Source organism: Bacillus sp. B15-48 (assembly GCF_016879755.1).
In the GTDB taxonomy this organism is placed as follows: domain Bacteria; phylum Bacillota; class Bacilli; order Bacillales; family Cytobacillaceae; genus Mesobacillus_B.
In genome coordinates this window covers 435,576-462,102 of record NZ_WOFU01000002.1, presented here as the reverse complement: position 1 = coordinate 462,102, position 26,527 = coordinate 435,576, and the positions used below count along the sequence as shown (strand labels likewise).

Genomic DNA, 26,527 nt, shown 5'->3' with positions numbered 1-26,527 from the left:
GAGCAGGACAAATTTCAATATGGTCCCTGCTTTTATGCTTTTTGCACCTCGTTAAGTAAAAGACAGAGGCCTCATTTGTAAAACCAATCACTGGTTTTTATTCCACTTCATTTTCGTATTTCCTTTTTGGTTGGAATTTCCCGTTGAAAACGAACGCATATTCGCTTATTATAATGGATATAATAAAAAAGAACAAACGTTCCATTGAGGATTTGGGTACAAAAGGAGGGGCGGGAATTGATCGATTACAGCAATATGCCGCAAAAGCAAATTTTGTGTATTGATATGAAGAGTTTTTACGCAAGCTGTTCTGCGGTCATGCTCGGACTAGATCCACTTGAATGCTATCTTGCTGTTGTAGGGAATAAGGAGCGTTCTGGCAGTGTTGTTTTAGCTGCATCTCCCCGCTTGAAGAAAGAATTTGGGATTAAAACCGGTTCAAGATTGTTTGAGATTCCAGAAGACCCGCGCATTCAGATTGTTGATCCTAAAATGTCAACTTACTTAAGGATCTCTACTGAAATTTCCAAGGTATTTAATCGTTATGCTCCAAAAGAGGCGATTCATACTTATAGTGTGGATGAAAGTTTTATTAAAGTAGATGGAGCTGCAAAGCTTTTCGGTGGAACGTGGAGCATTGCTAGAAAAATTAGAACGGATATTGAACGAGAATTTCAGCTCCCATGTGCGATTGGCATTGGTCCTAATATGCTGATGGCTAAACTTTGTCTTGACCTCGAAGCGAAAAAACAGGGAATTGCAGAATGGACCTATGAGGATGTTGCGATGAAGCTTTGGCAAGTATCCCCGCTGCGAGAAATGTGGGGAATTGGCCGGAGAGTGGAAAAAACGTTGAATAGTATGGGAATATTCACGGTTGGACAGCTGGCTCATTATGATCTTGAAAAGCTGGAAAAGAAATTCGGAATCATGGGAAATCAACTCTATCACCATGCTTGGGGAATTGATTTCTCAGAGATTGGTGCTCCGCTAATTGAAGGCCAAGTCAGTTTTGGGAAAAGTCAAATTCTTCTTCGAGATTATAAAGAAGTGGCTGACATCAAACATGTCGTGTTAGAAATGTGCGAGGAAGTTGCACGCAGAGCAAGAAGTCACCAGAAAGCTGGTCGGACAATAAGCTTTGGGCTCGGGTATAGTCAGGATGAGTTAGGAGGTGGATTCCACCGTTCACGGACGATTGAACAGCCGACCAATATTACGATGGAGCTTTACCAAGTCTGTCTGGAATTGTTGGCAGAAAACTATACGGGAAAGACCGTGCGAAGTATTTCAATTTCACTGGGGAATTTAACTGAAGACGGTCAATTTCAACTAGACCTTTTTGATCCGGATGGTTGGAGGAGACGAGAACTTGGCTATGTAATGGACAAAATTCGTACCCGTCACGGCTCAACGGCACTCCTTCGAGCTGTTTCTTATACCTCGGCAGGAACAGCTCGGCATCGCTCAAGGCTTGTTGGTGGTCATAAAGGTTAAGCGATACGATTGAATTAAGGAAGAATCGGAAGGGAGGGGAGCGAGATGATTCGTGATAGAGGAAGGATAAAATGGACATCGATGATGCTGCCGGAGCATGTGAAGATGCTCCGTGATTGGGCGAGAGAAGACGAAACGGAAGCAGAGAAAGAACTAGACGAGCAACAGCTTGAGTTAATGAATGAAATTATTTTCGAGGCAATGGAGTTAAAAAAATTCGTTGTGATTACTTATTATCATAAACAAAAATATAAACTCGTAATCGGTAAAATTCGTGGTTGGGACCAACTTAAAAGTAAATTGCGTATCGCTGATCGCTTTGAAGATTTTCACGATATCGGACTTTCAAGCATTGTAGATGTTCGCATAGTTGAGGAATAACGAAAAAGAGCAATGATCTTTGTCATTGCTCTTTTTCGTTATTCAGAATCCTTTGGCACGGCGCGAACTGTTGACTGAAATTCTCCTTTATGTGCACCATCACAAAAAGGTTTTTTATTGCTTAAGCCACATCGGCATAAAGAAAATGTCGGTTTCGTTTCATATATGTTGCCCTCACCATCTCTCAATTCAACTTCCCCGATGATTCTTAATGACCCGTTATCATTGACCTTAATCTGTACTTTCGACATATACCCATCCCCTTTAAATTAAAGTAAATCTTAATAAAAGAATTTAAGTAATACGATACATATGCACGTTCATGTTAAAATAAAACGGAAAATACAAAAAGGTGGGGGAAAGGTGTATATTACAATCACAGAAAATGCAGAAAAGAAGTTAATTGAAAGAACAGCCGGAAAAAATGGAGTTTTTAAAATAAAGTATGATACAGAAAATTGTTGTGCTGTGAATGGAATTGCTGTGCTTTGGTTTGTTGAGGGGCCGGATGAAATGGATGAGGTGACTGAAACGAATAGCCTGACCGTTTATATTGAGAAGACGAAGAAAATTTTTTTTGATGAAGAAATGACCATCGATTATGTGGAGAATAGGGGCTGTTTTCAATTAAAGAGTCGGAATCAATATTTTAACCCTTGTATGACTCTTATTGATAAAACAGTATAAAGATAAGACGGTGAAAGTGGATTTTCCTTTTGGAAAAACCACTTTTGTCTCTCTTGAACAAAGGCGCATTTACTTTTGTTGTCAACAACTCATGACTGAAGTCACGAGGGTTCTCGCCTATTACTAAACTAAACTTGCTTTATCGAGAAAATCATCGAGGGCACGTTCGTACTCTTCACGGTTTTCAGATAGTGACCTAGCATGTAGGCCGTTTTTGGCGAGAAAAAGTTGTTTCGGACCTCGCTTTCGGTGATACAGTTCTTGTGTCATATTAGGGAGAATATAGTCATCTTTTTTACTATGAATAAATAGCACGGGATTATGTATCTTTTCGATGGATGAAATAGGTGAGACATGGCTCAAATGGTATCGGTCTCGGACTTTTAAGAAAAGACGCGCAAGCGGTATCATCATTTTCGGAGGTAAGTTTACCTCTTCTTTTACTCGATAAGCAAGCTGCTCACTGAAGTCGGAATACGGACAGTCAGCAATATAAAAATCGGCTCCGTCTTCAAGCGCGCCGGCGTATTGAAGCATGGTCGCAGCGCCCATTGATTCCCCGTGGATACCTAAGAAGAGGTTCGAACCCTTTTCCATATTTAGCCAATCAACAACCGCTTTTAAATCGAATTTTTCATAATATCCATAGCTAGTCGTTTTGCCGCCAGACTCACCATGTCGGCGTTGATCATAAATGACAGCATTAAAGCCTCTTTCGATGAAAAGATTCATATATTTGACAGAGGACATTTTATTTTCTGTTACTCCGTGGCAGAAAATCATATAGCGATTCGTGTTCCATGGTTCAACCGCAATGGCTTGTAAGGAATAGCCGAAAGGAGAAGTGATGGAAACTTTCCTTTGTGGCAGGGATTTAAAGTCAGCATTCTTCATGAACCCCGCTTTTTCATCGCGAAATACGATGTCTTCTTCTTTTTTCTTTTTGATGAACATAATCCGATTTGTAAAATAAACCCCAAATGCTGTAAGAAGTATAAAGAAAGAAAACAAAAACCGCAGCAATTTTTTCATAGGAACCTCCGGTAAAATTCTTTTTCATTATTTTACCATTAAACGTGTATATAGGTAGATAAAAAGCCGCTAACATAGCGGCTTATAACACAGAGTTAACCTTCACTTCTGCTTTGTCGATTCGTTGGATGAATCGCTCGATCAAGATCTTCGACGGCCATCTTTTGTTTAACAGTGTCTGCATTAGGTTTACCTTTTTGGCTATAGCCTTTATCACGCTTTCTGCTCATATCAGTAGCTCCTTTCATAAGTAATATCTTTAATAACATGGCTTTAGTAGGCTAGCTTATACATGATGAAAATACGAGAAGGTTTTAGTTTATTTTTATTTTTTCATGAAACACTCAATGTTATAATTTAAATATAGATTAAGGAAAAAAAGAGGGAATCGACATGAAAAAGAGAAAGCAAATAAAACCGCAAACGAAAAAAGAAGATAAACCTGTTACGTTAGGAGATAGGCTAAATCAGGACATCATGTCACAGCTAAAGCAAACTAAGCAGGAGCTAAAAGCGGTAGAAGAAAAGAAAGAGCAGGAACGAAAGGAAGCGGAAGCGAAAAAAAAGCGAGAAGAACGGCGCCAAAGAGAAAAAAACATGTCATTTGAAGAGCTCTTAGCAAAAAGTGATATGGACTGGGAAAAATTTAAGTAACGGAAGAAGAGATAAGGAAAACTCGCCAAGCGGCGAGTTTTCCTTATCTATGTTCCGAATATTGATTTGCTTTCGTTAACTGTTGAATGACTTGGATTTCTTCGCTAGATAGTGGGCGGCTGTTAACAGCTTTGGCATTTGCACGCATTTGAGCAGCGGAGCTTGCGCCTGTGACAACGGAGGCAACAGCTGGATTCGCTAAGTTATATTGTAAAGCGACTTCCTCTAAAGGTCTGGATGAGGCTAGTTTTGCTTTTAATTGTGGAAGCAATGATTGAAGCTCTTTTTCACTATAGTCAAGGAAACCTTTTTTAGAAAGTTTGCTGCTATATTGATCACTTAATAATCCTTTTGCGATAGATCCTCTCGTAACAACGCTAATTCCGGCTTGATGGAGCAGTGGGAGTGCCAGTTCTTCCGGTCGCCTGTCGAGCATGCTGTATTGCATCATCACAGCGGCAATAGTTGATTTCTCAACATATTCGCGAATTACATTCGGTCGGATGGACGATATTCCATAATAGCGAATGACTCCTTCCGCTTTTAGCTCTTCAAAGGACTCAATCGTTTCTTCAATTGGATCAGAGATTGTCCCGCCATGAAGTTGAAAGAAATCAATGTAGTCCGTCTGTAATCGTTTTAAGCATCCTTTGACCGCTTCTTTTATATATTTCTTAGAAGGGTCCCAGCTCCAACTATTTTTTGCTTCATTCCAACGGTTTCCAGCTTTAGTTGCAATAACGACCTGTTCCCGGACATGTTTTAGGGCTTGTCCGACGATTTTTTCATTTTCGCCAAAATCGTATAAATCAGCGGTATCAAAATAATTGACTCCTTCTTCGAGCGCCGCCTCAATGACATTAAATGCTTGTTTCTCATCTGTGCCAAGCGACATGCATCCTAGTGCAAGTTCGCTTACGTGTAAATCTGAATTTCCCAATTGCCGCTTCTTCACAAATATTCACTCCTGAATGTTTTCTTTTATTTTAGCGAAGAAGGCGGCAAGACTACAACTGCTAAGATCGGGGAACGCTCTTAGAGACGGCTTCAACCCAATCCTTTACAAGTGCATGCTCTTTGCTATACTCTTTAAGTTTTCGTTTGATTTCCCATGCTTTTCCAGACATCATGAATCCGTTCTCATAAACATAAACTTTCATTCTCATCACACCTTATTTTTTAGTATGATAAAATGTATGAGCATTCAATGATGATTTAGAACAGGAGTGGAAAAATGAACTCTTTAAAAGAAAAAACTTTACATACGGAACAAATATTTGAAGGGAGAGTAATCAGTCTTCAAGTGGATGAAGTTGAACTTCCAAATGGAAAGACCTCCAAACGAGAAATCATTAAGCATCCTGGTGCTGTAGCGATTATTGCGGTAACAGACGATAATAAAATTGTTATGGTTGAACAATACCGAAAAGCACTTGAACGGACCATTATTGAAATTCCTGCTGGCAAATTGGAAAAAGATGAGCCTCCTGAAGTATGTGCATTTCGAGAACTTGAAGAAGAAACGGGCTATGAATGCACGAAAATGGATTGGTTACTTTCATTTTATACATCACCGGGTTTTGCAGATGAGCTCGTCCATCTATTTGTCGCAACAGGATTAAAAAAGAAAGCTAATGCGGCTACGACAGATGAAGATGAATTTGTAAACTTAATGGAAGTTTCACTCGAAGAGGCGTTAGAATTAATGAGAGAACAGAAAATTCATGATGCAAAAACAGCTTATGCCGTTCAGTATTTACAGTTAAAGGCAGCTTTAGGAAAATAGATGAAAGAGTACTATGCAGATTTACATATTCATATAGGGCGAACGAAATCAGGGAGAGCTGTGAAAATTACTGGGGCGAGGACGCTGACATTTACAAATCTGATCGCCCATGCGCGTGACAAAAAGGGATTAGATATAGTGGGAATCATTGATTGTCATTCCCCTGAAGTCATTGATGAAATGGAAGAACTTCTGGATAAAGGGGAATTAGTCGAGCATCGAGATGGGGGAGTCATGTATGGAGATCTCTGTATTCTCCTAGGGTCAGAATTGGAGATAAATAGTAAAGAAACAGAGGGGCCCCTTCACGTCCTCTGCTTTTTCCCAACCTTAAAAACGATTCGAACCTTTTCTGAATGGTTAAAGGGATATATGAAAAATATCCATTTAAGCTCTCAACGTGTCTATGTAACGGGACAAGAGTTACAATTGAAAACGAAAGAGCTCGATGGATTATTTATCCCCGCTCATGTGTTTACGCCATTCAAAAGCTTATATGGCAAAGGAGTTCAGCGTTCTCTTACAGAAGTATTCAATCCAAACCTTATTGATGCAATTGAATTGGGATTGAGTGCAAATACAGCAATGGCAGATCAATTGTCTGAACTTCATCGATACACATATTTATCCAATTCGGATGCTCATTCCCTCGCGAAAATCGCGAGAGAATATCAGAAACTGAAGATGCGAGAGCTCTCTTTTAAAGAATTAACCTATGCGTTAAAGGAAGAGGACGGGAGAAGCATAGTGGCTAATTACGGTCTCAACCCACTTCTCGGAAAATATCATCGGACCGTATGTACAGGTTGCCATGAGCCTTATAATGAAAAAAGCTCAGTCTGTCTTGAGTGCGGGAATGATAAATTTATTAAAGGTGTCGCTGATCGGATAGCTGAATTGAAGTCGCAAGTAAAATCTATCGTATCTCGACCACCTTATATTCACCAGGTTCCACTTGAGTTTATCCCAGGACTTGGTCCAAGATTGCTAGAGAAGCTGTTAGATCATTTTGGGACAGAAATGGCTGTTCTGCATGCTGTTCCGCCGGCTGCTTTAAAGGAAGTGGTTCCAGATAAAATTGCCGAGTTAATCGTAAAAGCAAGGAATGGCGAACTTTTAGTCCATGCTGGAGGTGGAGGGAAATACGGGAAAATTATTCACCAAAAGTAGCAAGTGAATTTCATATCACCCTCAGCCAATCCTATTAAAAAACAAAGAGGAATTGCTAGTCATAGAATTCTTCCTCCTCACATAAAATTTACTATTCAATTGTGCAGGAGGAAAAACTATGAAGAAAAGAAAGTACCAAAACGTTGCAGCCAATCATTTTCGCGATTATTCCTCTATTTATTTATTTGTTGTTGTATTATTTTTAATGGGAGTTATCTTCGGAGCGGTTATCGTTAACAGTCTAAGCTTTTCTCAAAAGGAAGATTTATTCTATTATCTCTCGCAGTTTTTTGGGCAAGCAGCAACAGGGGAAGTTATTGCAGCGAAAGATTTATTTATCCAAAGCTTCTTTCATAACAGCAAATTTATTGGGCTTATTTGGATTCTTGGGATCTCGATTATCGGTTTGCCGGTAATTTTAATTTTACTTTTTATAAAAGGGATAACGGTTGGCTTTACCGTTGGTTTTCTTGTGAATCAAATGGGATGGAATGGGTTTTTATTATCATTTGTGTCCATTTTGCCGCAAAACCTAGTGATTATCCCAGTGTATATCATTATGTCAGCCCTCAGTGTCATTTTTTCGTTAAAAATGATCCGAAATCAATTTATGAAAAAGATGACTCAGCCCGTATTGCCACAGTTTTTTAGATATTTATTCTCTTTTGTAATCGCTGTTCTTTTCATAGCAACGGCTGCTGGAATCGAATCATTCATTTCTCCGGCCCTATTGAAAGCAGTCATCCTTTCAAGTAGTTAATAATTATTATTAAAAAATAATCAATATGTTTTCTAGTTTGTAATAATTTTATTGTGAATCTCCTTTCCATTCTGCTATAATGAAAAATGACAGTGGCGGGGGAGTGAAGACTATCTAATGGAAACAAGAATCGAAAGAATAAAAAAACAGCTGCATTCGTCCAGCTATAAACTAACACCGCAACGAGAAGCAACTGTTCGAGTCTTATTAGAAAACGAAGAAGACCATTTAAGCGCTGAAGATGTCTATCTTCTTGTGAAAGAAAAATCTCCTGAGATTGGTCTGGCAACCGTTTATCGGACGCTTGAATTATTAACAGAATTAAAGATTGTAGATAAAATAAATTTTGGTGATGGTGTTTCTCGTTACGATCTCCGCCAAGAAGGAGCGGCCCATTTTCATCATCATCTTGTTTGCATTGAATGTGGAGCTGTTGATGAAATTCAGGAAGATTTGTTAGACGATGTTGAAGAAATCGTTGAGCGACAATGGAAATTTAAGATAAAAGATCATCGTTTGACTTTTCATGGAGTATGTTATCGTTGTCAAGAAAAAGACGAGCATAAGAACTTAGTATATAAAAAAGAACAAACTTAACAGATAGACTCTTTCTCATGGTGAGGAAGGGTTTTTTATTTTCTTTTTATGTATATAATTTGTCCACCTTGGCATATCTTGTAGTAATAAGTGATTACGGAGGCATTTCAATGAAAATGATCACATTGATTTTGCATGCGTTTAAAGTGTTTATCTTGTTTACGGGATGCACAATCCTCTTTTACTATGGTATTATGTGGGTAAATGAGGAATATCAGAATCATCATCGCTACGATGAACCGGAAGGAGCGGCAATAAAGGTGTCCGGAGGGAATTCTGCAGATGACCAAGGCATGCTTAACAGGTTAATCCTGTTTTATTTGAATGGGGAGTAAACATAATGAATGAGCATCTGAAAGATTTTATCCATTTTTTAGTTGTTGAAAAAGGGCTATCTAGAAATACAATCATTGCGTATGAACGTGATTTGAAAAGCTATTTAACTTACTTGCAAACAACGGAAGGATTAACGGAACTGGGCCGAGTTCAGCGAAGTCAAATCGTTCATTTTCTTGCATACTTGAAAAATGGCGGGAAATCATCGAAGACGATTGCACGGCATGTTGCATCTATTCGTGCATTTCATCAATTTTTATTGCGTGAAAAAGCTGTGGAGCATGATCCTACAGTACATATTGAAAGTCCTCAACTTGAGAAAACTTTGCCTAAAGTTTTAAGCTTAAAAGAGGTTGAAACACTTCTCGATGCTCCAAAACTTATCAATCAATATGGTTATCGTGATAAGGCAATGCTTGAACTGTTATACGCAACAGGCATTAGAGTAAGTGAGTTAATTAGTCTAAATTTGGCAGATATTCATTTGACGATGGGGTTTATCCGCTGTATTGGAAAAGGAAATAAGGAAAGGATTATTCCGATTGGAAAGACCTCTACACTTGCTCTAGAGAAGTATCTTGAAAAAGGCAGACCAAAGTTTGTTGCCAAGCAGCATAAAGATGAGGCGTTATTTCTCAACCATCATGGAAAGCGCCTGACGAGGCAAGGTTTTTGGAAAATTCTTAAACGATTATCGAAAGAATCAGGAATTGAAAAAGAGCTGACGCCACATACTTTGAGACATTCCTTTGCTACTCATTTACTCGAGAATGGGGCAGATTTAAGAGCGGTACAAGAGATGCTAGGGCATGCTGATATTTCTACTACACAGATTTATACACATGTAACAAAAACTAGGTTAAAAGATGTTTATAGTAAATTTCACCCGAGAGCTTAAGAGCTTTATAGTACACATCAGATGAGGAAGGCACCCTGTAGGTAGCTTTTCTTTTTTTTTGCAGAAATTTTAGTAGAATGAAGATGTAAGGTCTCGTGCAATTAAAGGGGAAAGGTTAATAATAGGCAACTAGGGTAGACTATAATGAGATTTTTTAAAATTAGTTTAAGGAGGAGATCCGATGGCATATACATATAAACGGGTGTTTTTAATCGTGATGGATTCCGTAGGAATTGGCGAGGCACCTGATGCTGCTAATTTTGGTGATACTGGAGCAGATACACTCGGTCATATTGGGGGAAAAATGAATGGCTTGAACATGCCGAATATGGAAAAATTAGGTTTGAGCAATATTCGTGAAATAAAGGGAATTCCGAAAGCAAATTCACCGCTAGCTTTCTATACAAAAATGGAAGAGGCTTCAGTAGGAAAAGATACGATGACCGGACATTGGGAAATCATGGGGCTAAATATTAAAACTCCTTTTCAAGTTTTTCCTGACGGCTTTCCTGATGAATTGATTTCGGAGTTGGAGACGAAAACTGGAAGAAAAATAATCGGAAACAAGCCGGCTAGCGGAACGGAGATTATCGAGGAATTAGGCGAAGAACATCTGAAGACAGGCCATTTAATTGTCTATACATCCGCCGATTCTGTATTACAAATTGCAGCTCATGAAGAAATTGTTCCGATCGATGAACTATATAAAATATGTGAAATTGCTCGAGAACTGACTCTTGATGAAAAATACATGGTTGGCCGCGTAATTGCGCGTCCATTTTTAGGTGAAATAGGAGATTTTAAGCGAACAACAAACCGTCATGACTATGCTTTGAAGCCGTTTGAGCGAACGGTTATGAACGAGTTAAAGGATTCTGGCCTCGATGTGATTGCCATTGGTAAAATCTCAGATATTTATGACGGTGAAGGAGTGACAGAATCGCTGCGCACTGTCTCGAATATGGATGGAATGGATAAGTTAATGGATACTCTAGCGATGGATTTTACTGGACTCAGCTTTTTAAATTTAGTTGATTTTGATGCTTTATATGGTCATCGCCGTGATCCGATTGGATATGGAAAAGCGCTAGAAGAGTATGATTCAAGATTGACCGAAGTATTAGAAAAATTGCATGAAGAGGATCTTCTTATTCTCACAGCTGATCACGGAAATGACCCAGTACACGAAGGAACAGACCATACGCGTGAATATGTTCCGCTTCTCGTGTATTCAAAAAGGATAAAGGAAGGAAAAGAGCTTCCAATCCGTAAGACATTTGCCGATATTGGCGCTACAATTGCAGAAAATTTCAAAGTGAAGATGCCGCGTTACGGGGTAAGCTTTTTAAAAGAATTGAAGTAAGAGGGGGATTAGATTGAAATGAGTGAAGTAAAAGAGGCAGTGCAATTTTTAAAAGAGAAATTTCCAACTCAACCGAAAATCGGATTGATTTTAGGTTCAGGTTTAGGGGTTTTAGCAGATGAAATAGAAGAATCTGTAAAAATATCTTATCGTAAGATTCCTAATTTTCCTGTATCCACAGTTGAAGGCCATGCTGGTCAGCTAGTATTTGGAACCTTAAATGGAGTAACAGTGGTTGCGATGCAGGGCCGCTTTCATTATTATGAAGGCTATAGTATGGAAAAAGTAACCTTTCCAGTGAGGGTCATGAAACAATTAGGAATTGAAACGTTAATCGTCACGAATGCTGCTGGTGGAGTCAATGAAGAATTTACACCAGGAGATTTAATGTTAATTTCTGATCATATTAATAATATGGGGACAAATCCGCTAATTGGGCCGAATGATTCTGAAATAGGACCTCGTTTTCCAGATATGAGTGAAGCATACTCAAGGGAATTGCGAAAACTTGCGAAGGATATTGCGGCGCGGCTTAATATCAAAGTGAAAGAAGGAGTTTATATTGGGAATTCAGGTCCTGCCTATGAAACTCCAGCAGAAGTTCGAATGGCCCGCTTTTTCGGCGGTGATGCAGTAGGCATGTCTACAGTCCCGGAAGTCATGGTTGCTAGACATTCAAATATGAAAGTCTTGGGTATTTCGTGTATTTCTAATATGGCTGCGGGGATTCTTGATCAGCCTTTAACTCATGAAGAAGTAATTGAGACAACAGAGCAAGTCAGGTCAATATTTTTGAAGTATGTAAAAGAGCTTGTGAAAGAAATTGGCCGAGTCTAAAAAAGGCGAAAATACGTGTCTAAGGGGTGATTATAAATGAGAATGGTTGATTTAATCGAGAAAAAGCGCGATGGTTTAGAACTTTCATCGGAAGAAATTCATTTTATTATTAATGGATATACAGGTGATTCAATTCCTGATTATCAAATGAGCGCACTTACGATGGCCATTTTTTTCCAGGGAATGACAGAGAAAGAACGTGCGGAGTTAACGATGGCGATGGTGAAATCAGGAGATGAAATAGATTTATCTAAAATCGAAGGCGTTAAGGTAGATAAGCATTCAACAGGAGGAGTTGGAGATACAACAACATTGGTTTTAGGTCCGCTTGTTGCTAGCGTTGGTGTTCCGGTTGCAAAAATGTCAGGCCGAGGACTCGGTCATACGGGTGGGACAATAGATAAACTTGAAGCCATCAATGGATTTCATGTTGAAATTGGAAATGATGAATTTATCCAGCTCGTGAATCAAAACAAAATTGCTGTTATTGGTCAAAGTGGAAACTTGACCCCAGCAGATAAAAAATTATATGCACTTAGAGATGTGAACGCAACCGTTGACAGTATCCCATTAATAGCTAGTTCGATTATGAGCAAAAAAATCGCCGCAGGAGCCGATGCCATCGTTTTGGATGTGAAAACCGGAGCCGGGGCTTTTATGAAGACGCTTGAGGATTCCCGTGAACTTGCAAAAACAATGGTGCGCATTGGAAATGATGTGGGAAGAAAAACGATGGCTGTCATTTCCGATATGAGTCAGCCACTTGGATTTGCTATTGGAAATGCTTTAGAGGTAAAAGAAGCGATTGATACACTTAAAGGAAAAGGTCCCGAAGATTTAACGGAATTATGTTTGACACTTGGAAGTCATATGGTTTTATTGGCGAAGAAAGCGAATTCGCTTCAAGCAGCGCGATTAATGCTTGAAGATAAAATAGCTGATGGGTCAGCCCTTGAAACTTTTAAAACATTTGTCAGTTCTCAAGGTGGGAACGCGGCTGTCGTTGATGATCCCACATTATTACCTCTAGCAAAACATCAGATCGCATTAGAAGCAAAAGAGGATGGGTTTTTAGCTGAAATAGTGGCAGATGAGATTGGCACTGCAGCCATGCTTTTAGGAGCAGGAAGGGCAACGAAAGAATCAGAAATTGATTTAGCTGTCGGCTTAATATTACATAAGAAAATTGGAGATAAAGTGAAAAAAGGTGAACCATTGCTGACCATTCACAGTAATTTTGAAGATGTAAGTATAGTGAAAGAAATTCTTTATAGAAATATTAAACTTTCGAAATCTGAAGTTCCTTCGCCAACATTGATTTATGAAGAAATAACTGAATAAATAGGGGAATAATAGGAGAAATCTAACTAATTAAGAAGTGAAACAAAGTTTCACTTCTTTTTTACGTTTTTTATCTGTATAAAAATGGTTTTAGTGGAAAAAATAAACGATATAAGATAGGAGGTTTATGGCCATGAGACGCAAATACAAATACATGCTTAGTCTAATCATCGTTTCAGTATTAATTGCTTCAACGTTTTCAACAAGTGTAACAGCAACAGAAACAGGAGTGAATCTTTCGAATGATTCCCGCTCAGCGATATTAATTGAACGGGATACTGGGAAAGTCCTTTATGACAAAAATAGCGGGGAAAAACTGCCACCGGCAAGCATGACTAAAGTTATGACGATGCTTTTAATCATGGAAGCAATAGATGAAGGCAGGCTCAAAATGGATGAAAAAATTAGAACGAGTGAATATGCTGCTTCGATGGGTGGTTCGCAAATTTTCCTTGAACAAGGGGAAGAAATGACCGTAGAAGAAATGTTGAGAGGAATTGCCATTGGTTCGGCGAATGATGCCTCAGTAGCTATGGCAGAAAGACTAGCAGGTTCAGAAGAAGAATTTGTTCGTTTAATGAATGAAAAAGTAAAAGAATTAGGTCTTAAAGACACACTATTCAAAAATTCAACAGGACTTCCAACAGAAGAGCATTACAGTACGGCCCATGATATGGCAATTATGGCAAAAGAACTTTTAAAATATGAAACGATTACAAAATTTACAGGAAAGTATGAAGATTATTTGCGGGAAGATTCAGACAAAAAATTCTGGTTAGTTAATACAAATCGCCTTGTTAAATTTTATCCTGGTGTTGATGGACTGAAAACAGGCTTTACGAACGAGGCTAAGTATTGTTTGACAGCTACGGCAGAAAAAGATGGGATGCGAGTGGTAGCTGTTGTTTTTGGTGCTCCTACTTCAAAATCAAGAAATGCCCAAGTAACAAAAATGCTCGATTATGCCTTTAGTCAATATGAATCTCACCCGATGTTTGATAAGGGCCATGTACTAGCAAAGGCAAAAATCAGCAAAGGCAGTGAAAAAACAGTGGATGCGGTGACATCCGAACGAATTTCTTTGTTGACAAAAAAGGGAGAAAATATCGAGAAAATTGAAGAGAAGATTACCTTAAAAGAAGGATTAAAGGCTCCTATTCAAAAAGGGGATGAAGTTGGTTCGTTAAAACTTGTCCAGGATGGGAAATCATTAGTGGAAACAAAATTGGTGGCTAATGAAACGATTGAAAGCGCTAGCTGGTGGCAGCTTTATAAGCGTGCATTCGGAATGTTTACACGCACTGATGAGTAATAATCCTTGGTCATGGTGACGATTAAAAAAGATAGATGCGTGTCGAAAACAGAAGCCTAATTACTAGTTTTAGCGAATGAAGACTAGTTTTGTCCTGAAAGAAGGATATCGCTCCATTGTGGCGAATTCCTCCTTATAAAGTTAGGAAAGTATAATTTATTGAATTATAAACTTTCCGATTAGCTAACAAATAAGGAGGCAATGGACAAGTGAGTCTTAGCATTGATTTAGAAATTAAAAATGATGTCTTATGCATTCGGCTAAGCGGAGAATTGGATCATCATGCGGCAGAGGAATTACGGAAACAGGCAACAAAAGCACTTGAAAGCCCAACCGTACGCCATATTGTCCTTAACCTTGAAAACTTAAGTTTTATGGATAGTTCGGGATTAGGTGTCATTTTAGGGCGATACAAACAGATAAAGCAACTGAATGGAGAAATGATTGTATGTGCAATCTCGCCGCCAATCAAACGACTATTCGATATGTCGGGCTTATTTAAAATTGTTCGCTTAGAGCCGACAGAGGAATATGCTTTAGAAAGATTGGGGGCTGCATGATTGATGAAAAATGAGATGAAGCTACAATTCAGTGCTTTAAGTCAAAATGAATCGTTTGCTCGCGTGACGGTTGCAGCATTCATTGCTCAGTTAGATCCGACAATGGATGAGTTGACAGAAATTAAAACGGTAGTTTCTGAGGCTGTTACGAATTCCATTATTCACGGCTACGAAGGAAGGAATGATGGGCAGGTCTATATTTCAGTTACAATTGAAAACAATACGGTTGAATTAACGATTAAAGATGAAGGTGTTGGAATAAAAGACATTGAAGAGGCTCGTCAGCCATTGTACACATCTAAACCGGAATTAGAACGGTCAGGCATGGGATTCACGATTATGGAAAACTTTATGGATGAAGTAGAGGTTCGTTCAGAGCCTAAATTTGGAACGGAAATTCGTTTGAAAAAGCATTTATTAAAAAGCAAAGCACTGTGCAATTAAGGAGTCCTGCTTATGGATGTTGAAGTGAAAAACGATAATAGTCAAGCCTATTTGAAGGACCATGAGGTAAAGGAATTGATCAAGCGTAGTCATGATGGCGACCAGGAAGCAAGGGACCTTATTGTCCAGAAAAACATGCGCCTTGTCTGGTCGGTGGTTCAACGCTTTTTAAATCGTGGGTATGAACCAGATGACCTGTTTCAAATAGGGAGTATTGGTCTCCTTAAATCAGTTGATAAATTTGATTTATCTTATGATGTTAAATTTTCAACGTATGCTGTTCCAATGATCATCGGGGAAATACAACGATTTATTAGGGATGATGGTACGGTTAAAGTAAGTAGATCTTTGAAGGAAATGGCCAATAAGATACGAAAAGCAAAGGATGAACTATCCAAAAATTATGGGAGAATTCCAACTGTAAATGAACTGGCAGAACATTTACAATTGTCAGCTGAAGACATTATCCTTGCACAAGAGGCGAGTCGTGTTCCGTCGTCCATTCATGAAACCGTATATGAAAATGATGGCGATCCAATTACTCTTCTCGATCAAATTGATAACGGTGAAGAGGGAAGATGGTTCGATAAGATTGCTTTGAAAGAAGCGATAAGAGAGCTTGACGAACGTGAGAGATTGATTGTCTATCTCCGTTATTATAAAGACCAGACACAGTCTGAGGTGGCTGCGAGGCTTGGGATATCCCAAGTACAAGTATCCCGTTTAGAAAAGAAAATATTGCAACAGATGAAGAACCGTATGGATCCGTGAGATTCATACGGTTCTTTTTTTTATAAATCTCTGTGTTCAATAGTGTTCCATTTTTTGGACTTCATGAAATTAGGCTATCTACGAATACTACTTATACGAGGATAACAATGTGTTGGAAGTGAACAGGATGGATAATACAATCTACATACGCATGCGAACTCGCGTACAGGCAAAACTAGGTGAAACCCTATTGTTAAAAGATATTGCACAAATTATCTCAAAAGATGAGATCTATCGAAAACTGGCAATGCTCCCTGTCCACAAAACTTCACCAAAAGATCGCAATATTATTATTATCGATGTAATGAGCGTGATTCGCCTAATATCGGGTACATTCCCAAATATAGAAGTACAGACAATTGGGCCGCCGCAAACAATTATTGAGGTTATGCTAAAGAGAAAAGCTGTATCATTGCCGGTTTTTTTATTAGTTTGGTTTTTGTTATTTATCGGCTCCGCTCTAACGATTATGAACTTTCATGAAGATGTTAGCATGCTGGCTGTTCAACAACAGCTTTATACAATCCTTACAGGAAAGGATGAAAGAAAACCACTTCTTTTCCAAATCCCGTATTCATTTGGGTTGGGGTTAGGGATGATTCTTTTCTTTAATCATGTATTTAAAAAGAAGATAAATGAAGAACCGAGTCCATTAGAGGTGGAGATGTTCAATTATCAGCAATCTCTAGATCAGTATGTCATTGTCCATGAAAATAAGGAAAGTGTGAAACGTTTAGATGACGATTAACCTTTTACTTGTCTTGATTATAGGTCTAGCAGGAGGGTTAGCTGTTGGCGCCGGATTTGTAGCATTTTTAGTCGTACTTGGGGTCATTCCCCGGCTGACACAACTAACAAAAACATTGCACCTCATTCATTTTTATGAGTGGGCGGTCATCTTAGGCGCGGTATCAGGTACAATTGGGAGTCTTCAAAGTCCTGTTCTTTCTTTTTCAACATTTATTACGATTCCCATCGGTTTAGCTGGCGGGATTTTTGTTGGCATGTTGGCGGCCGGCTTAACGGAGGTGTTAAATGTATTTCCTATTCTTGCAAAACGAGTTCGAATTGATGATAAAATTGCCATCCTTATAATGGCCATCGTCATCGGGAAGATCGCTGGTTCATTATTTCATTGGATATATTTTGTTGATCATTAGACGCATATGATGGTGCGCTAGATTCGAAAGGAGTGTGGGTTTTTGTGAATCAAACAAAGGATATGCTCCCAATTCCGGCCTCATTAACGGAAGTGGAAACCTATATGAAAGACCGGATCGGTTTAGGAGATAGCTTTGACTTAGGTGTAAGAAAACTAAAACTCCTGAAAAAGGATGTACACTTTTATTATGTAAATGGGTTATGTGACACTCAGTTTATTATCGAAATTGTGAAAGAACTCGTTGCGATTAATGATAATGAGAGATTATCATCAAAATTACAGGAGATAGTAGAAAATCGTATTCTTCATCAATCTGTCGAGCAAGTAAAAACGATGGATGAAGTCGTCGATCAGGTGCTTTCTGGTTTGATTGCTATCATGGTCGAAGGCGAGGAAATCGCTCTTATTGTTGATGTGAGAAGCTATCCAGGGCGCCAACCCGAAGAGCCTGATACAGAAAGAGTAGTTCGTGGTTCAAGAGATGGGTTTGTCGAAAATATTATTGTAAATACTGCTTTAACTAGAAGAAGGATTAAAGATGAACGGCTCCGGTTTGAAATCATGCAAGTAGGTGAACGTTCGAAAACAGATATCGCATTAGGCTACATAAAGGATGTCGCCAATCCGGATTTAGTTAAAGTCATTAAGGATGAATTACAAACGATTGAAATTGATGGTTTAACGATGGCAGACAAAACGGTAGAGGAGTTCCTTGTAAAGCAAGGATATAATCCATTTCCGTTAGTTAGATACACAGAGAGAGCAGATGTTGCGGCCACACATTTACTTGAGGGGCATGTATTGGTTTATGTAGATACATCCCCAAGTGTAATCATTACACCAACCACATATTTTCACCATCTACAGCATGCTGAGGAATACAGACAGTCCCCGGGTGTAGGAACGATGGTAAGGTGGATTCGCTTTATCGGGGTCGCGGTGTCTTTAGTTTTATTGCCACTTTGGTATTTATTTGCACAGAATGGCGACCTCCTCCCAGAGGCATTATCTTTTATTGGGCCAAATGATGAATCGAATATTCCAATTTTATTGCAAATATTTTTGGCGGATATTGGGATTGAATTTCTAAGATTGGCCGCTATTCATACACCAACGCCGCTATCTACAGCAATGGGGTTAATAGCAGCCGTGTTAATTGGTCAAATCGCCATTGATGTTGGTTTATTTGTTCCGGAGGTCATTCTGTACGTAGCTCTAGCTGCGATTGGAACGTATGCTACCCCTAGCTATGAGTTAAGTATGGGAAATAAAATTGGCAGAATCATTCTGTTAATTTTCACAGCAATTTTCCATGTTCCAGGATTTGTCATCGGTTGTACCGTCTGGATTATATATTTGGCAAGCATTCGCTCATTAAATACACCATTTTTATGGCCGTTTTTGCCATTTGCTCCTAAGGCATTTTTCCATATTTTAATTAGAAAAGCTGTACCAGGTGCGAAAATTCGTCCAAGCATTGTTCATGCAAGAAATCGGGCTAGGCAACCAGTAAAAAATTAGGAGTTCTTGAATTGCTTGTTCCTCTAAATTATGATAAAGTAATTTATATTTTAATCGACAAAGGGACTTGAATAAATAGACGGTTATCCTGAATTTGGAGGCTGTCTATTTATACCCTACGTTGGAAGAAATGAGGGGGAAAATATGCAATTTCATGGAACAGCTAAAGTAAATAGCCATGGACATCTTGAAATTGGCGGAATCGATACAGTTGCTCTTGCAGAACAATACGGAACGCCTTTATATGTCTATGATGTTGCATTGATTAGAGATAGAGCAAGGAGTTTTAAAAGAACGTTTGAAGCTCATGATGTGAAAGCACAGGTTGCTTACGCGAGTAAGGCCTTTTCAACAGTAGCAATGGTACAGCTTGCCGAGGAAGAGGGCCTTTCATTAGATGTTGTTTCGGGGGGAGAATTATTTACTGCGATTGCAGCAGGATTCCCGGCGGAAAAAATCCATTTCCATGGAAACAACAAAAGTCTTGAAGAGTTGCATATGGCAATTGACAAAGAAATTGGCTGTTTTGTTGTCGATAATTTTTATGAACTAGAACTATTGGATGAACTTTGTGCAACAAAAGAGAAAAAAGTAAATATTCTATTGCGGGTTACCCCTGGTATTGAGGCTCATACCCATGATTATATTTTAACAGGTCAAGATGATTCGAAATTTGGATTTGGATTGCAAAATGGTCAAGCTGATCAAGCAATGACAAATGCGATAGAATCTAAAAATCTTAATCTTCTAGGTGTCCACTGTCACATAGGTTCCCAAATTTTTGAAACAACGGGTTTCTTATTGGCAGCAAAGAAAATCTTTGAAAAATTAAATGAATGGAAAAAACAAAAGGCGTTTGAACCAACTGTATTAAATCTTGGCGGAGGTTTCGGGATTCGGTATACAAAAGAAGATGATCCAATACCTCCGTCTCAATATGTGGAAGAAATTATTGAAGAAGTAAAGAGACAAGCAAAACATTTTGAAATGAAAGTACCTGAAATTTGGATAGAACCAGGTCGTTCTTTAGTTGGTGATGCAGGGACAACACTATATCGAATCGGTTCAAGGAAAGAGGTCCCTAATGTTAGGCAATATCTAGCAGTTGATGGTGGGATGAGTGATAATCTTCGGCCCGCACTTTACCAAGCGAAGTATGAGGCAATTCTTGCGAATAAAGCGAATGAAGTACCTGAAGAAACAGTCTCAATAGCAGGGAAATGTTGTGAGTCCGGGGATATGCTGATTTGGGATTTGCCTCTCCCAAAATCGAATCATACAGACTTCCTCGCTGTTTTCTGCACGGGTGCATATGGTTATTCGATGGCGAATAATTACAATCGAATTCCGAGACCGCCGGTGGTTTTTGTGGAGAATGGGGTATCGACGTTGGTTGTTAAACGAGAGTCTTATGAAGATATGGTTCGCTTGGACCTACCTTTAAAAGTGGAAATTGAAAAATAGGTTCCCGATTTGGGAAGGCACTTAAAATCCATCAGTTTCCTGAAAAACGTTAATTTCACAAACCAAAAAACGACTCTAAAATTCAAAATATAATTTTAGAGTCGTTTTTCATTGAATTAGAAGCTTATTTGCCCTTTTTTTGTCCATTAGTTTTAAATTTTTTTGAGATTGACTGTAAATAATAACTAAATCATAAATAGCATATATGTACTTAAATATAAGGTAACTTATTTTTTTCCCCTTTTTAATTGGCTTTTCACACTTGCTACTGTAGAATTAATCTAGGGAGGTTGTGTGAAATGAAAAGAAAAAATTGGTTGCTATTTGCACTCCTTTTATTGTCAGCAACCATATGGGGATTCTATTATTGGTTAGTGATCATTCCGAGAACATAAGTAGAAATGAGAATTGAAGATTTTTATCGGATTATGTATGATTATTTATAAAATGTATGAACCTGTAAAGCTGTTCATACATAATATACACAAGGTTTAAAACAAGTTTATTTTGGATAAAATGAGTTTGTTAAAGATTTTTTTGCGATACTTATTTTGTGTAGTAAATTTAGATTCATGGAGTATCAGCTGATACTCGTTATTAATGAGGGATTAATATGTTAATTCGTTATAAGAAAGCTTTTGAAAAGATTGCGATGGGCCTTTTATCATTTATGCCGAATGAAAAGGATATAAAAAAATTACAACAAACGATTAAGCAATACGAAACAGATCGAAACTGGCAGCTGTTTTTATGGAAAGATGAGGACATTACCGGACTTTTAGGAGTACAAATTATTAATAATGATTCAATACAGATTCAGCATATTTCTGTTAATCCATCCCATCGAAAACAAGGGATAGGAAAGAAAATGGTCTGTGGATTACAAGAGTTATATCCGGAGAAGGTGATTGTCCCTAATGAAGAAACAGCAGGTTTTATTGGTAAATGTGGGACACTGAAAACAAATGATAGTGAAACAGGCAGTGATTAATCAGAGCACTGCCCTTTTCTGTTGCTAGCATTTAATTATTTTTTCTTTTGTTTAGTGCCTTTTCTCTTTCAAGAATGACGTCTGTGCGATCACGTAATAGATGTCTGTTAATTAATTCTTTGTTTGCGAAATTGCTCCTCTCTCCCCATACAAACCCTTGCCTTTTGCATTCACTCTTGCAAAGATCAATTACAGCCTTGTTTCCTATCGGTAAGTTTATACTTTTATATGGCAATTGTTTTTCAATTACGCCTCTTGTGTCCATGATTAATTTCATTAATTTTGAATGGTCGATTGCTAATTCTTCACACTTTTCTTTTTGATATGAAAATATCTTTTTAGATTTCTTCAATGTCCTTAATGCCCCAGAAAAATTATTACGTCTGTGATGATAAACAGACACTGCCAATAAAATAAAGCCGACGAGAATCGATTCCTTATTCCTTGGATCAGATTCTTTCCAATATTCTTCCAGGATTTCATGGCATTCAAAATAATCACGATCTCCATGAAAATGGACTAGGTATTGAATAAATGCTTTAGGAATCACTATCCATCCCCCTTTGCGAAAAAATTATATATAGCTTATCATATTTTGGTTAACATCGCTTGAGACGGAAATAGAGAAAATTTTTAATGGATAAGCGATAGCCTATCCTCTATACTAAATAAAAAAATTGAATCTTGGTGAAAAGCAATGCAATATAATGTGAAAATTGAAGCATTTGAAGGGCCGCTTGATTTGTTGCTTCATTTGATAAATAGGTTAGAGATTGACATTTATGATATCCCAGTGGCAGAAATAACTGAACAGTACCTTCTTTATATTCATACAATGAAGGAGTTGGAACTGGATTTAGCAAGTGAATATTTGGTGATGGCTGCGACCTTGCTAGCAATAAAAAGCAAAATGTTGCTGCCAAAATATGAAGAAGATTTTGAGGAGGATTTTCATTTTGAAGGAGAAACGGATCCTCGTGAAGACCTTGTAGAACGGCTAATCGAATATAAAAAATTTAAGGAAGCAGCACTCGAATTTAAAGTTCTTGAAGAAGATAGGGGGCTGTTTTTTACAAAACCACCTAGTGACCTTTCGGAGTTTACTGATGAAATTCAAACGAAAAAACCCGAACTAAATGTTACCATCTATGATATGCTTGCTGCTTTCCAAAAGCTGATGCGAAGGAATCGATTACAAAAACCTCTCTCTACTAGAGTAACTCGTCAAGAAATTCCAATCGAAAAACGAATGGAAGAAATTATTGAACTGCTACGTGTTAAAGAGGGGCGGGAAAGTTTTTATGATTTATTTCCAGTGCGTGAGCGTAATCATATCGTTGTTACTTTTCTAGCGATATTAGAGCTAATGAAAAGACAAGAGGTTTATGTCGAACAGGAACAGAATTTTGCTGAGATTTTTGTTTCCTCACAGAAAGGAGCAGACAAGGTTGGAAATTATTAATTGGAAAAGCATACTAGAAAGCATCTTGTTTGCAGCTGGTGACGAGGGTCTATCGTTGAAACAAATCGCCCATGTTCTCGAGGTAGATGAAATGAAGGCACAAGAAATTGTAAATGAAATGCGGCAGGAATATGAAACAGATGAAAAACGTGGGCTTGTACTTGTTCAAATTGCTGAGGTTTATCAGCTTGCTACGAAAAAGGAGAATGCTAATTATTTAAAACGGTTAGTTAATTCTCCAGGAACCCCCCATTTGTCACAAGCAGCTCTGGAGACATTAGCGATTATAGCTTATAAGCAACCGATAACTAGGACTGAAATTGAAGAAATCCGGGGTGTAAAAACAGAAGGTCCGTTGCAAACTTTAGCTTCAAGAGCGTTAATTAAAGAAGTGGGGCGTGCTGATGGTCCTGGTCGCGCGTATCTTTATGGAACAACAAAAGAATTTCTCGACTACTTTGGCTTGCAAAGTATCGCTGAGCTTCCTGAGCTTCCTGAAAATATTGAGGATCACCAGCAAGAGGAAGCAGATTTGTTCTTTGAAAAATTTCAGGAATTATAGCTGAAACGAAAGATAAATGAGTTAAGACATTGTGTTGAAGATATGATAAAATTAAACTATTATCATTATTCCATCAGTTCTTATAAAAACATTATCATATAGGAAAAAAGTATTATTAATAAGCGATTAGAAGGCTTAAGGAGGATAACGATGATTATAAAACAGTGCAGTGGGTATGAACTCGAAAAAGCAAAGCCAAATACATCTGAGGACTTTTTTAATCGTAGTGAGGTTACTTTTATAGAAAATGGAGAGGAAAAGGCCCTTCACGTTTTATATGTCCGTTACTTTGAGGAAAAGTTAAGCGAGTTTACACCTTTTAAACAGGATCCAGTTATTAAAGCAGGGGACCGTGATGTATTTTTAAAGGATATAGTAGCTCTTGTTTACCTGTTGAAAAATTCTAAGTCGAAACAACGAAAACGTGTTTATATAAATTCTGAAAAGGATTTTGCGGATTTATTTCAAGGAATTGATTTTGAAAAGGTAACAAAACTTGCAATTGAACTTGAAGAGAACCAAAGCTATGAGGTCCGTTCTTCATTAGAATTTACTATTCAGCCCGCATCATAAAGTTTATGCTTTAGCTTCATAAAGTGGAGGTGTATATTTTGGGGAATAAAATTGTTGAAACACAAATAGATGATGTAAAAGATTTTCTCGGACAAACCGTTTCTAAATTTGAACTTTTTTTGAATACAACGACATTAGGTGGATTAGAGACTGAAAAACCTGGAAGTGAAGAATATAATAAGAAGGTTCTTTCGACGATTCGTAAACTTACGGTTTTTTGTGAGGAGGCTTTGGACGCTTGTATCGTAGTCGCGAAGGCTCAACCATTTGCAAAAGCTGCTGCAGAAAAGACCCTTTATCGAGTATATACTCATTGCATAGAGGAATTTTTCGCTCCAAAAAACGATGTCTGGTATGAGGATAGTCGCTCAGCTTATACAGGAAAGAACGCAATTAAATTTCGTGAGAACGTACCAGTGAGCATAGAAGAACTTCTTCTTTCACTTGAAGGAGATTTTCAAAGGATGAGAGAAGAATTGGAATATTACGAAACAAACTACCGAACGAAAATGTTACATTCTAAATAAACGAAGTTGTAAACGGCTGATTTAGCCGTTTTTTTTGTTTTGTTAAGCTCCTTTCTTTTTTCAGTCATAACAACCCTTGTCCTGCATAAACTTGTACAAACTGCCAAAAAAGAGACGAGGGCTGTTAATGAAACAAAAAATATTTATGCTGATCATGCTAAGTATCCTAATTTTTCAAACAATCCCTGTTTCAGTAGGAGCTGTTGAATCAGTTAGTGCAAGAAATGCAATATTAATGGAACAGCATACTGGTAGGGTATTGTATGAAAAAAAAGCACATGAACCAGAACGAATTGCGAGTATCACGAAAATTATGACAGCTATTCTGGCAATTGAATCAGGGAAATTGAGAGAAAAGGTAAAAGTAAGCAATCGGGCTTCTGGGACAGAAGGATCCTCTCTTTATCTTAAAGTTGGCGAGGAGATGTTACTCGAAGATCTTGTATATGGTTTAATGCTGCGCTCGGGGAATGACGCTGCTGTCGCCATTGCAGAACATGTCGGTGGTAGCCTTGAAGGCTTTGTGTTTTTAATGAACCAAAAAGCGCTTGAACTTGGGATGGCAAATACCCGTTTTGCAAACCCTCATGGGTTAGATGATCATGAGGACCATTATTCTACTGCGTATGACATGGCACTTCTAACCAAATATGCAATAAATAATGAAAAGTATAAAGAGATAGCAGGTACAAAGGTTCATCGTGCACCAAATCCTAATGAATCGTGGGATTACGTTTGGAGAAATAAGAATAGGCTTTTAACTGATTTATACAGACATGCTACAGGTGGGAAAACAGGTTATACGAAAAGAGCAAAAAGAACATTGGTAACAACTGCAGCGAAGGGTGATTTTGAAATGATCGCCGTTACACTCAATGGTCCTGATGATTGGAATGATCACATCCATATGTTTGAGACTGGATTTGCTGAGTACGATATTGTAGAAGTTCTGCCAGAGGGGGGCATTAAGAGCATCGTTGACCCGCATTATAAAGATAGGGTATATCTTGAACACGCTATAATTTATCCTTTAACGGCTGAAGAACAGAAGCTGGTCAATGTGGAGTACAAATTACTTAAACCACAGCGAGATGGGGAAGTTAGAGAGATTGTTGGCAAGGCAGTTGTTTATGTTGGTAATAATAAGATAAAAGAAGTACCCATTTTTTATCGCCATTCGGTAGATGAAAAAAAATCATTCTATGATTATTTTAAAAATATTTTCACTTCTGTAATAGGTTTGAGGGCCGATGGTTAATTATATTTGGGTATTTATGACAATTATTGGTCTTGTATTCGCGGGTGTAAATGGGACGATGGATGAGGTAAATGAAGCGATTTTTAAAGGGGCTCAAGAGGCCGTAACCCTATGTATCGGTTTAATTAGTATTCTTGTATTCTGGCTCGGAATAATGAAAATTGCTGAAACAGCAGGGTTGTTAGAGAAGCTGGCTCGGTTGTTCCGGCCAATTATCACAAGGTTATTTCCTGAAGTTCCAGCAAATCATCCAGCAGTGGGGTACATCCTTTCTAATATGATGGCAAATACATTTGGACTCGGAAATGCAGCGACACCATTAGGGATAAAAGCAATGGAGGAGTTAAAGGCTTTAAATGGGGGAAAGGACACTGTCAGTCGGTCGATGATTACGTTTTTAGCCATCAATACATCTAGTATTACGCTTATCCCGACAACGGTGATTGCCATAAGAATCACGTATGACTCTGCTTCTCCAACTGAAATCGTCGGTCCTACACTTATTGCTACAATGATTTCAGCGATTGCAGCAATATTAATTGACAGGTATTTTTATTATCGAAGAAGCCGAAAAGGATGAG

At 38.2% G+C, this 26,527-nt stretch carries 34 protein-coding genes; 28 read left to right on the top strand and 6 right to left on the bottom strand.

The window, feature by feature from the left end:
• Positions 1-237: 237 nt before the first annotated feature.
• Positions 238-1,497: a Y-family DNA polymerase gene (locus tag GNT69_RS07840; RefSeq protein ID WP_203554403.1), complete on the top strand. Its 1,260-nt coding sequence runs from the start codon at positions 238-240 to the stop codon at positions 1,495-1,497.
• Between the two features lie 45 nt (positions 1,498-1,542).
• Entirely contained in the window at positions 1,543-1,878 is a 336-nt protein-coding gene (locus GNT69_RS07835; RefSeq protein WP_203554402.1) for a YolD-like family protein, read from the top strand.
• A 38-nt stretch (positions 1,879-1,916) separates the two neighbouring features.
• Here the strand turns inward: GNT69_RS07835 and GNT69_RS07830 are convergent, their stop codons facing one another.
• On the bottom strand, positions 1,917-2,129 hold the full coding sequence (locus GNT69_RS07830) for a CDGSH iron-sulfur domain-containing protein (RefSeq protein ID WP_203554401.1): 213 nt from the start codon (positions 2,127-2,129) through the stop codon (positions 1,917-1,919).
• A 112-nt stretch (positions 2,130-2,241) separates the two neighbouring features.
• Between GNT69_RS07830 and GNT69_RS07825 the strand changes: the two genes are divergently transcribed.
• The gene (locus GNT69_RS07825; RefSeq protein ID WP_343206468.1) at positions 2,242-2,565 is read left to right on the top strand and encodes an iron-sulfur cluster biosynthesis family protein; all 324 of its coding nucleotides are present in this window, start codon (positions 2,242-2,244) and stop codon (positions 2,563-2,565) included.
• Positions 2,566-2,688: 123 nt separating this feature from the next.
• On the opposite strand, the gene GNT69_RS07820 is transcribed toward GNT69_RS07825, so the two are convergent.
• Positions 2,689-3,597 carry an alpha/beta hydrolase gene (locus GNT69_RS07820; RefSeq protein WP_203554399.1) on the bottom strand — a complete coding sequence of 303 codons (909 nt, stop codon included), beginning with the start codon at positions 3,595-3,597 and terminating at the stop codon, positions 2,689-2,691.
• A gap of 95 nt (positions 3,598-3,692) precedes the next feature.
• Entirely contained in the window at positions 3,693-3,827 is a 135-nt protein-coding gene (locus GNT69_RS25855) for a hypothetical protein (protein WP_275411185.1), read from the bottom strand.
• A 163-nt stretch (positions 3,828-3,990) separates the two neighbouring features.
• Here GNT69_RS25855 and GNT69_RS07815 point away from each other — a divergent pair, with 163 nt between their 5' ends.
• Positions 3,991-4,251, top strand: coding sequence for a YqkE family protein (locus tag GNT69_RS07815; protein WP_203554398.1), 261 nt, complete (start codon positions 3,991-3,993; stop codon positions 4,249-4,251).
• 43 nt (positions 4,252-4,294) lie between these two features.
• On the opposite strand, the gene GNT69_RS07810 is transcribed toward GNT69_RS07815, so the two are convergent.
• Both GNT69_RS07810 and mciZ read right to left on the bottom strand, forming a co-directional pair.
• On the bottom strand, positions 4,295-5,206 hold the full coding sequence (locus tag GNT69_RS07810; RefSeq protein WP_203554397.1) for an aldo/keto reductase: 912 nt from the start codon (positions 5,204-5,206) through the stop codon (positions 4,295-4,297).
• 61 nt (positions 5,207-5,267) lie between these two features.
• Positions 5,268-5,411 carry a Z-ring formation inhibitor MciZ gene (mciZ, locus tag GNT69_RS07805; protein WP_203554396.1) on the bottom strand — a complete coding sequence of 48 codons (144 nt, stop codon included), beginning with the start codon at positions 5,409-5,411 and terminating at the stop codon, positions 5,268-5,270.
• Between the two features lie 74 nt (positions 5,412-5,485).
• Here mciZ and GNT69_RS07800 point away from each other — a divergent pair, with 74 nt between their 5' ends.
• The 18 genes from GNT69_RS07800 to GNT69_RS07715 all read left to right on the top strand — a co-directional run bounded on the left by GNT69_RS07800 (position 5,486) and on the right by GNT69_RS07715 (position 21,564).
• On the top strand, positions 5,486-6,037 hold the full coding sequence (locus tag GNT69_RS07800; RefSeq protein WP_203554395.1) for an NUDIX hydrolase: 552 nt from the start codon (positions 5,486-5,488) through the stop codon (positions 6,035-6,037).
• On the top strand, positions 6,038-7,207 hold the full coding sequence (locus GNT69_RS07795) for an endonuclease Q family protein (protein ID WP_203554394.1): 1,170 nt from the start codon (positions 6,038-6,040) through the stop codon (positions 7,205-7,207).
• Positions 7,208-7,325: 118 nt separating this feature from the next.
• Positions 7,326-7,967 (top strand): stage II sporulation protein M, encoded by a 642-nt coding sequence (spoIIM, locus tag GNT69_RS07790; RefSeq protein WP_203554393.1) that lies wholly within the window; start codon positions 7,326-7,328, stop codon positions 7,965-7,967.
• Positions 7,968-8,084: 117 nt separating this feature from the next.
• Positions 8,085-8,564 carry a ferric iron uptake transcriptional regulator gene (fur, locus tag GNT69_RS07785; protein ID WP_203554392.1) on the top strand — a complete coding sequence of 160 codons (480 nt, stop codon included), beginning with the start codon at positions 8,085-8,087 and terminating at the stop codon, positions 8,562-8,564.
• A gap of 110 nt (positions 8,565-8,674) precedes the next feature.
• Positions 8,675-8,899 (top strand): YqzK family protein, encoded by a 225-nt coding sequence (locus tag GNT69_RS07780; protein ID WP_203554391.1) that lies wholly within the window; start codon positions 8,675-8,677, stop codon positions 8,897-8,899.
• A 5-nt stretch (positions 8,900-8,904) separates the two neighbouring features.
• Positions 8,905-9,798: a site-specific tyrosine recombinase XerD gene (gene xerD / locus GNT69_RS07775; RefSeq protein WP_203554390.1), complete on the top strand. Its 894-nt coding sequence runs from the start codon at positions 8,905-8,907 to the stop codon at positions 9,796-9,798.
• Between the two features lie 181 nt (positions 9,799-9,979).
• Positions 9,980-11,161 carry a phosphopentomutase gene (gene deoB, locus GNT69_RS07770; RefSeq protein ID WP_203554389.1) on the top strand — a complete coding sequence of 394 codons (1,182 nt, stop codon included), beginning with the start codon at positions 9,980-9,982 and terminating at the stop codon, positions 11,159-11,161.
• Positions 11,162-11,179: 18 nt separating this feature from the next.
• Positions 11,180-11,998, top strand: a complete 819-nt coding sequence (locus GNT69_RS07765; RefSeq protein ID WP_239094095.1) for a purine-nucleoside phosphorylase — start codon at positions 11,180-11,182, stop codon at positions 11,996-11,998.
• A gap of 36 nt (positions 11,999-12,034) precedes the next feature.
• Positions 12,035-13,339: a pyrimidine-nucleoside phosphorylase gene (locus GNT69_RS07760; RefSeq protein WP_203554388.1), complete on the top strand. Its 1,305-nt coding sequence runs from the start codon at positions 12,035-12,037 to the stop codon at positions 13,337-13,339.
• A gap of 133 nt (positions 13,340-13,472) precedes the next feature.
• Positions 13,473-14,651, top strand: a complete 1,179-nt coding sequence (locus GNT69_RS07755; RefSeq protein ID WP_203554387.1) for a D-alanyl-D-alanine carboxypeptidase family protein — start codon at positions 13,473-13,475, stop codon at positions 14,649-14,651.
• A 209-nt stretch (positions 14,652-14,860) separates the two neighbouring features.
• Positions 14,861-15,211: an anti-sigma F factor antagonist gene (spoIIAA, locus tag GNT69_RS07750; protein ID WP_203554386.1), complete on the top strand. Its 351-nt coding sequence runs from the start codon at positions 14,861-14,863 to the stop codon at positions 15,209-15,211.
• 3 nt (positions 15,212-15,214) lie between these two features.
• Positions 15,215-15,655 (top strand): anti-sigma F factor, encoded by a 441-nt coding sequence (gene spoIIAB, locus GNT69_RS07745; RefSeq protein ID WP_203554883.1) that lies wholly within the window; start codon positions 15,215-15,217, stop codon positions 15,653-15,655.
• Between the two features lie 12 nt (positions 15,656-15,667).
• Positions 15,668-16,426 carry an RNA polymerase sporulation sigma factor SigF gene (sigF, locus tag GNT69_RS07740; RefSeq protein WP_203554385.1) on the top strand — a complete coding sequence of 253 codons (759 nt, stop codon included), beginning with the start codon at positions 15,668-15,670 and terminating at the stop codon, positions 16,424-16,426.
• 127 nt (positions 16,427-16,553) lie between these two features.
• Positions 16,554-17,174, top strand: a complete 621-nt coding sequence (locus tag GNT69_RS07735) for a stage V sporulation protein AA (RefSeq protein WP_203554384.1) — start codon at positions 16,554-16,556, stop codon at positions 17,172-17,174.
• Positions 17,164-17,586 carry a stage V sporulation protein AB gene (locus tag GNT69_RS07730; RefSeq protein ID WP_203554383.1) on the top strand — a complete coding sequence of 141 codons (423 nt, stop codon included), beginning with the start codon at positions 17,164-17,166 and terminating at the stop codon, positions 17,584-17,586. The genes GNT69_RS07735 and GNT69_RS07730 overlap by 11 nt, the downstream gene beginning before the upstream one ends.
• Positions 17,587-17,648: 62 nt before the next feature.
• Positions 17,649-19,109, top strand: coding sequence for a spore germination protein (locus tag GNT69_RS07725; protein WP_203554882.1), 1,461 nt, complete (start codon positions 17,649-17,651; stop codon positions 19,107-19,109).
• 144 nt (positions 19,110-19,253) lie between these two features.
• A complete protein-coding gene (gene lysA, locus GNT69_RS07720) occupies positions 19,254-20,573 on the top strand; it encodes a diaminopimelate decarboxylase (RefSeq protein ID WP_203554382.1) in 1,320 nt (439 codons plus the stop codon).
• A gap of 613 nt (positions 20,574-21,186) precedes the next feature.
• Positions 21,187-21,564, top strand: coding sequence for a GNAT family N-acetyltransferase (locus GNT69_RS07715; protein ID WP_203554381.1), 378 nt, complete (start codon positions 21,187-21,189; stop codon positions 21,562-21,564).
• A gap of 31 nt (positions 21,565-21,595) precedes the next feature.
• Here the strand turns inward: GNT69_RS07715 and GNT69_RS07710 are convergent, their stop codons facing one another.
• Positions 21,596-22,114: a DUF309 domain-containing protein gene (locus GNT69_RS07710; protein WP_203554380.1), complete on the bottom strand. Its 519-nt coding sequence runs from the start codon at positions 22,112-22,114 to the stop codon at positions 21,596-21,598.
• 147 nt (positions 22,115-22,261) lie between these two features.
• On the opposite strand from GNT69_RS07710, the gene GNT69_RS07705 reads away from it, so the two are divergent.
• The 6 genes from GNT69_RS07705 to GNT69_RS07680 all read left to right on the top strand — a co-directional run bounded on the left by GNT69_RS07705 (position 22,262) and on the right by GNT69_RS07680 (position 26,526).
• Positions 22,262-23,026 (top strand): segregation/condensation protein A, encoded by a 765-nt coding sequence (locus GNT69_RS07705; protein WP_203554379.1) that lies wholly within the window; start codon positions 22,262-22,264, stop codon positions 23,024-23,026.
• Positions 23,013-23,588: an SMC-Scp complex subunit ScpB gene (scpB, locus tag GNT69_RS07700; RefSeq protein ID WP_239094094.1), complete on the top strand. Its 576-nt coding sequence runs from the start codon at positions 23,013-23,015 to the stop codon at positions 23,586-23,588. Before GNT69_RS07705 ends, scpB begins: the two co-directional genes overlap by 14 nt.
• A gap of 150 nt (positions 23,589-23,738) precedes the next feature.
• Positions 23,739-24,161, top strand: a complete 423-nt coding sequence (locus tag GNT69_RS07695) for a hypothetical protein (protein ID WP_203554377.1) — start codon at positions 23,739-23,741, stop codon at positions 24,159-24,161.
• Between the two features lie 38 nt (positions 24,162-24,199).
• Positions 24,200-24,688 carry a DUF3907 family protein gene (locus GNT69_RS07690; protein ID WP_203554376.1) on the top strand — a complete coding sequence of 163 codons (489 nt, stop codon included), beginning with the start codon at positions 24,200-24,202 and terminating at the stop codon, positions 24,686-24,688.
• Positions 24,689-24,815: 127 nt separating this feature from the next.
• Positions 24,816-25,946 (top strand): D-alanyl-D-alanine carboxypeptidase family protein, encoded by a 1,131-nt coding sequence (locus GNT69_RS07685; RefSeq protein WP_203554375.1) that lies wholly within the window; start codon positions 24,816-24,818, stop codon positions 25,944-25,946.
• Positions 25,939-26,526: a nucleoside recognition domain-containing protein gene (locus GNT69_RS07680; RefSeq protein WP_203554374.1), complete on the top strand. Its 588-nt coding sequence runs from the start codon at positions 25,939-25,941 to the stop codon at positions 26,524-26,526. Before GNT69_RS07685 ends, GNT69_RS07680 begins: the two co-directional genes overlap by 8 nt.
• Position 26,527: the final 1 nt, after the last annotated feature.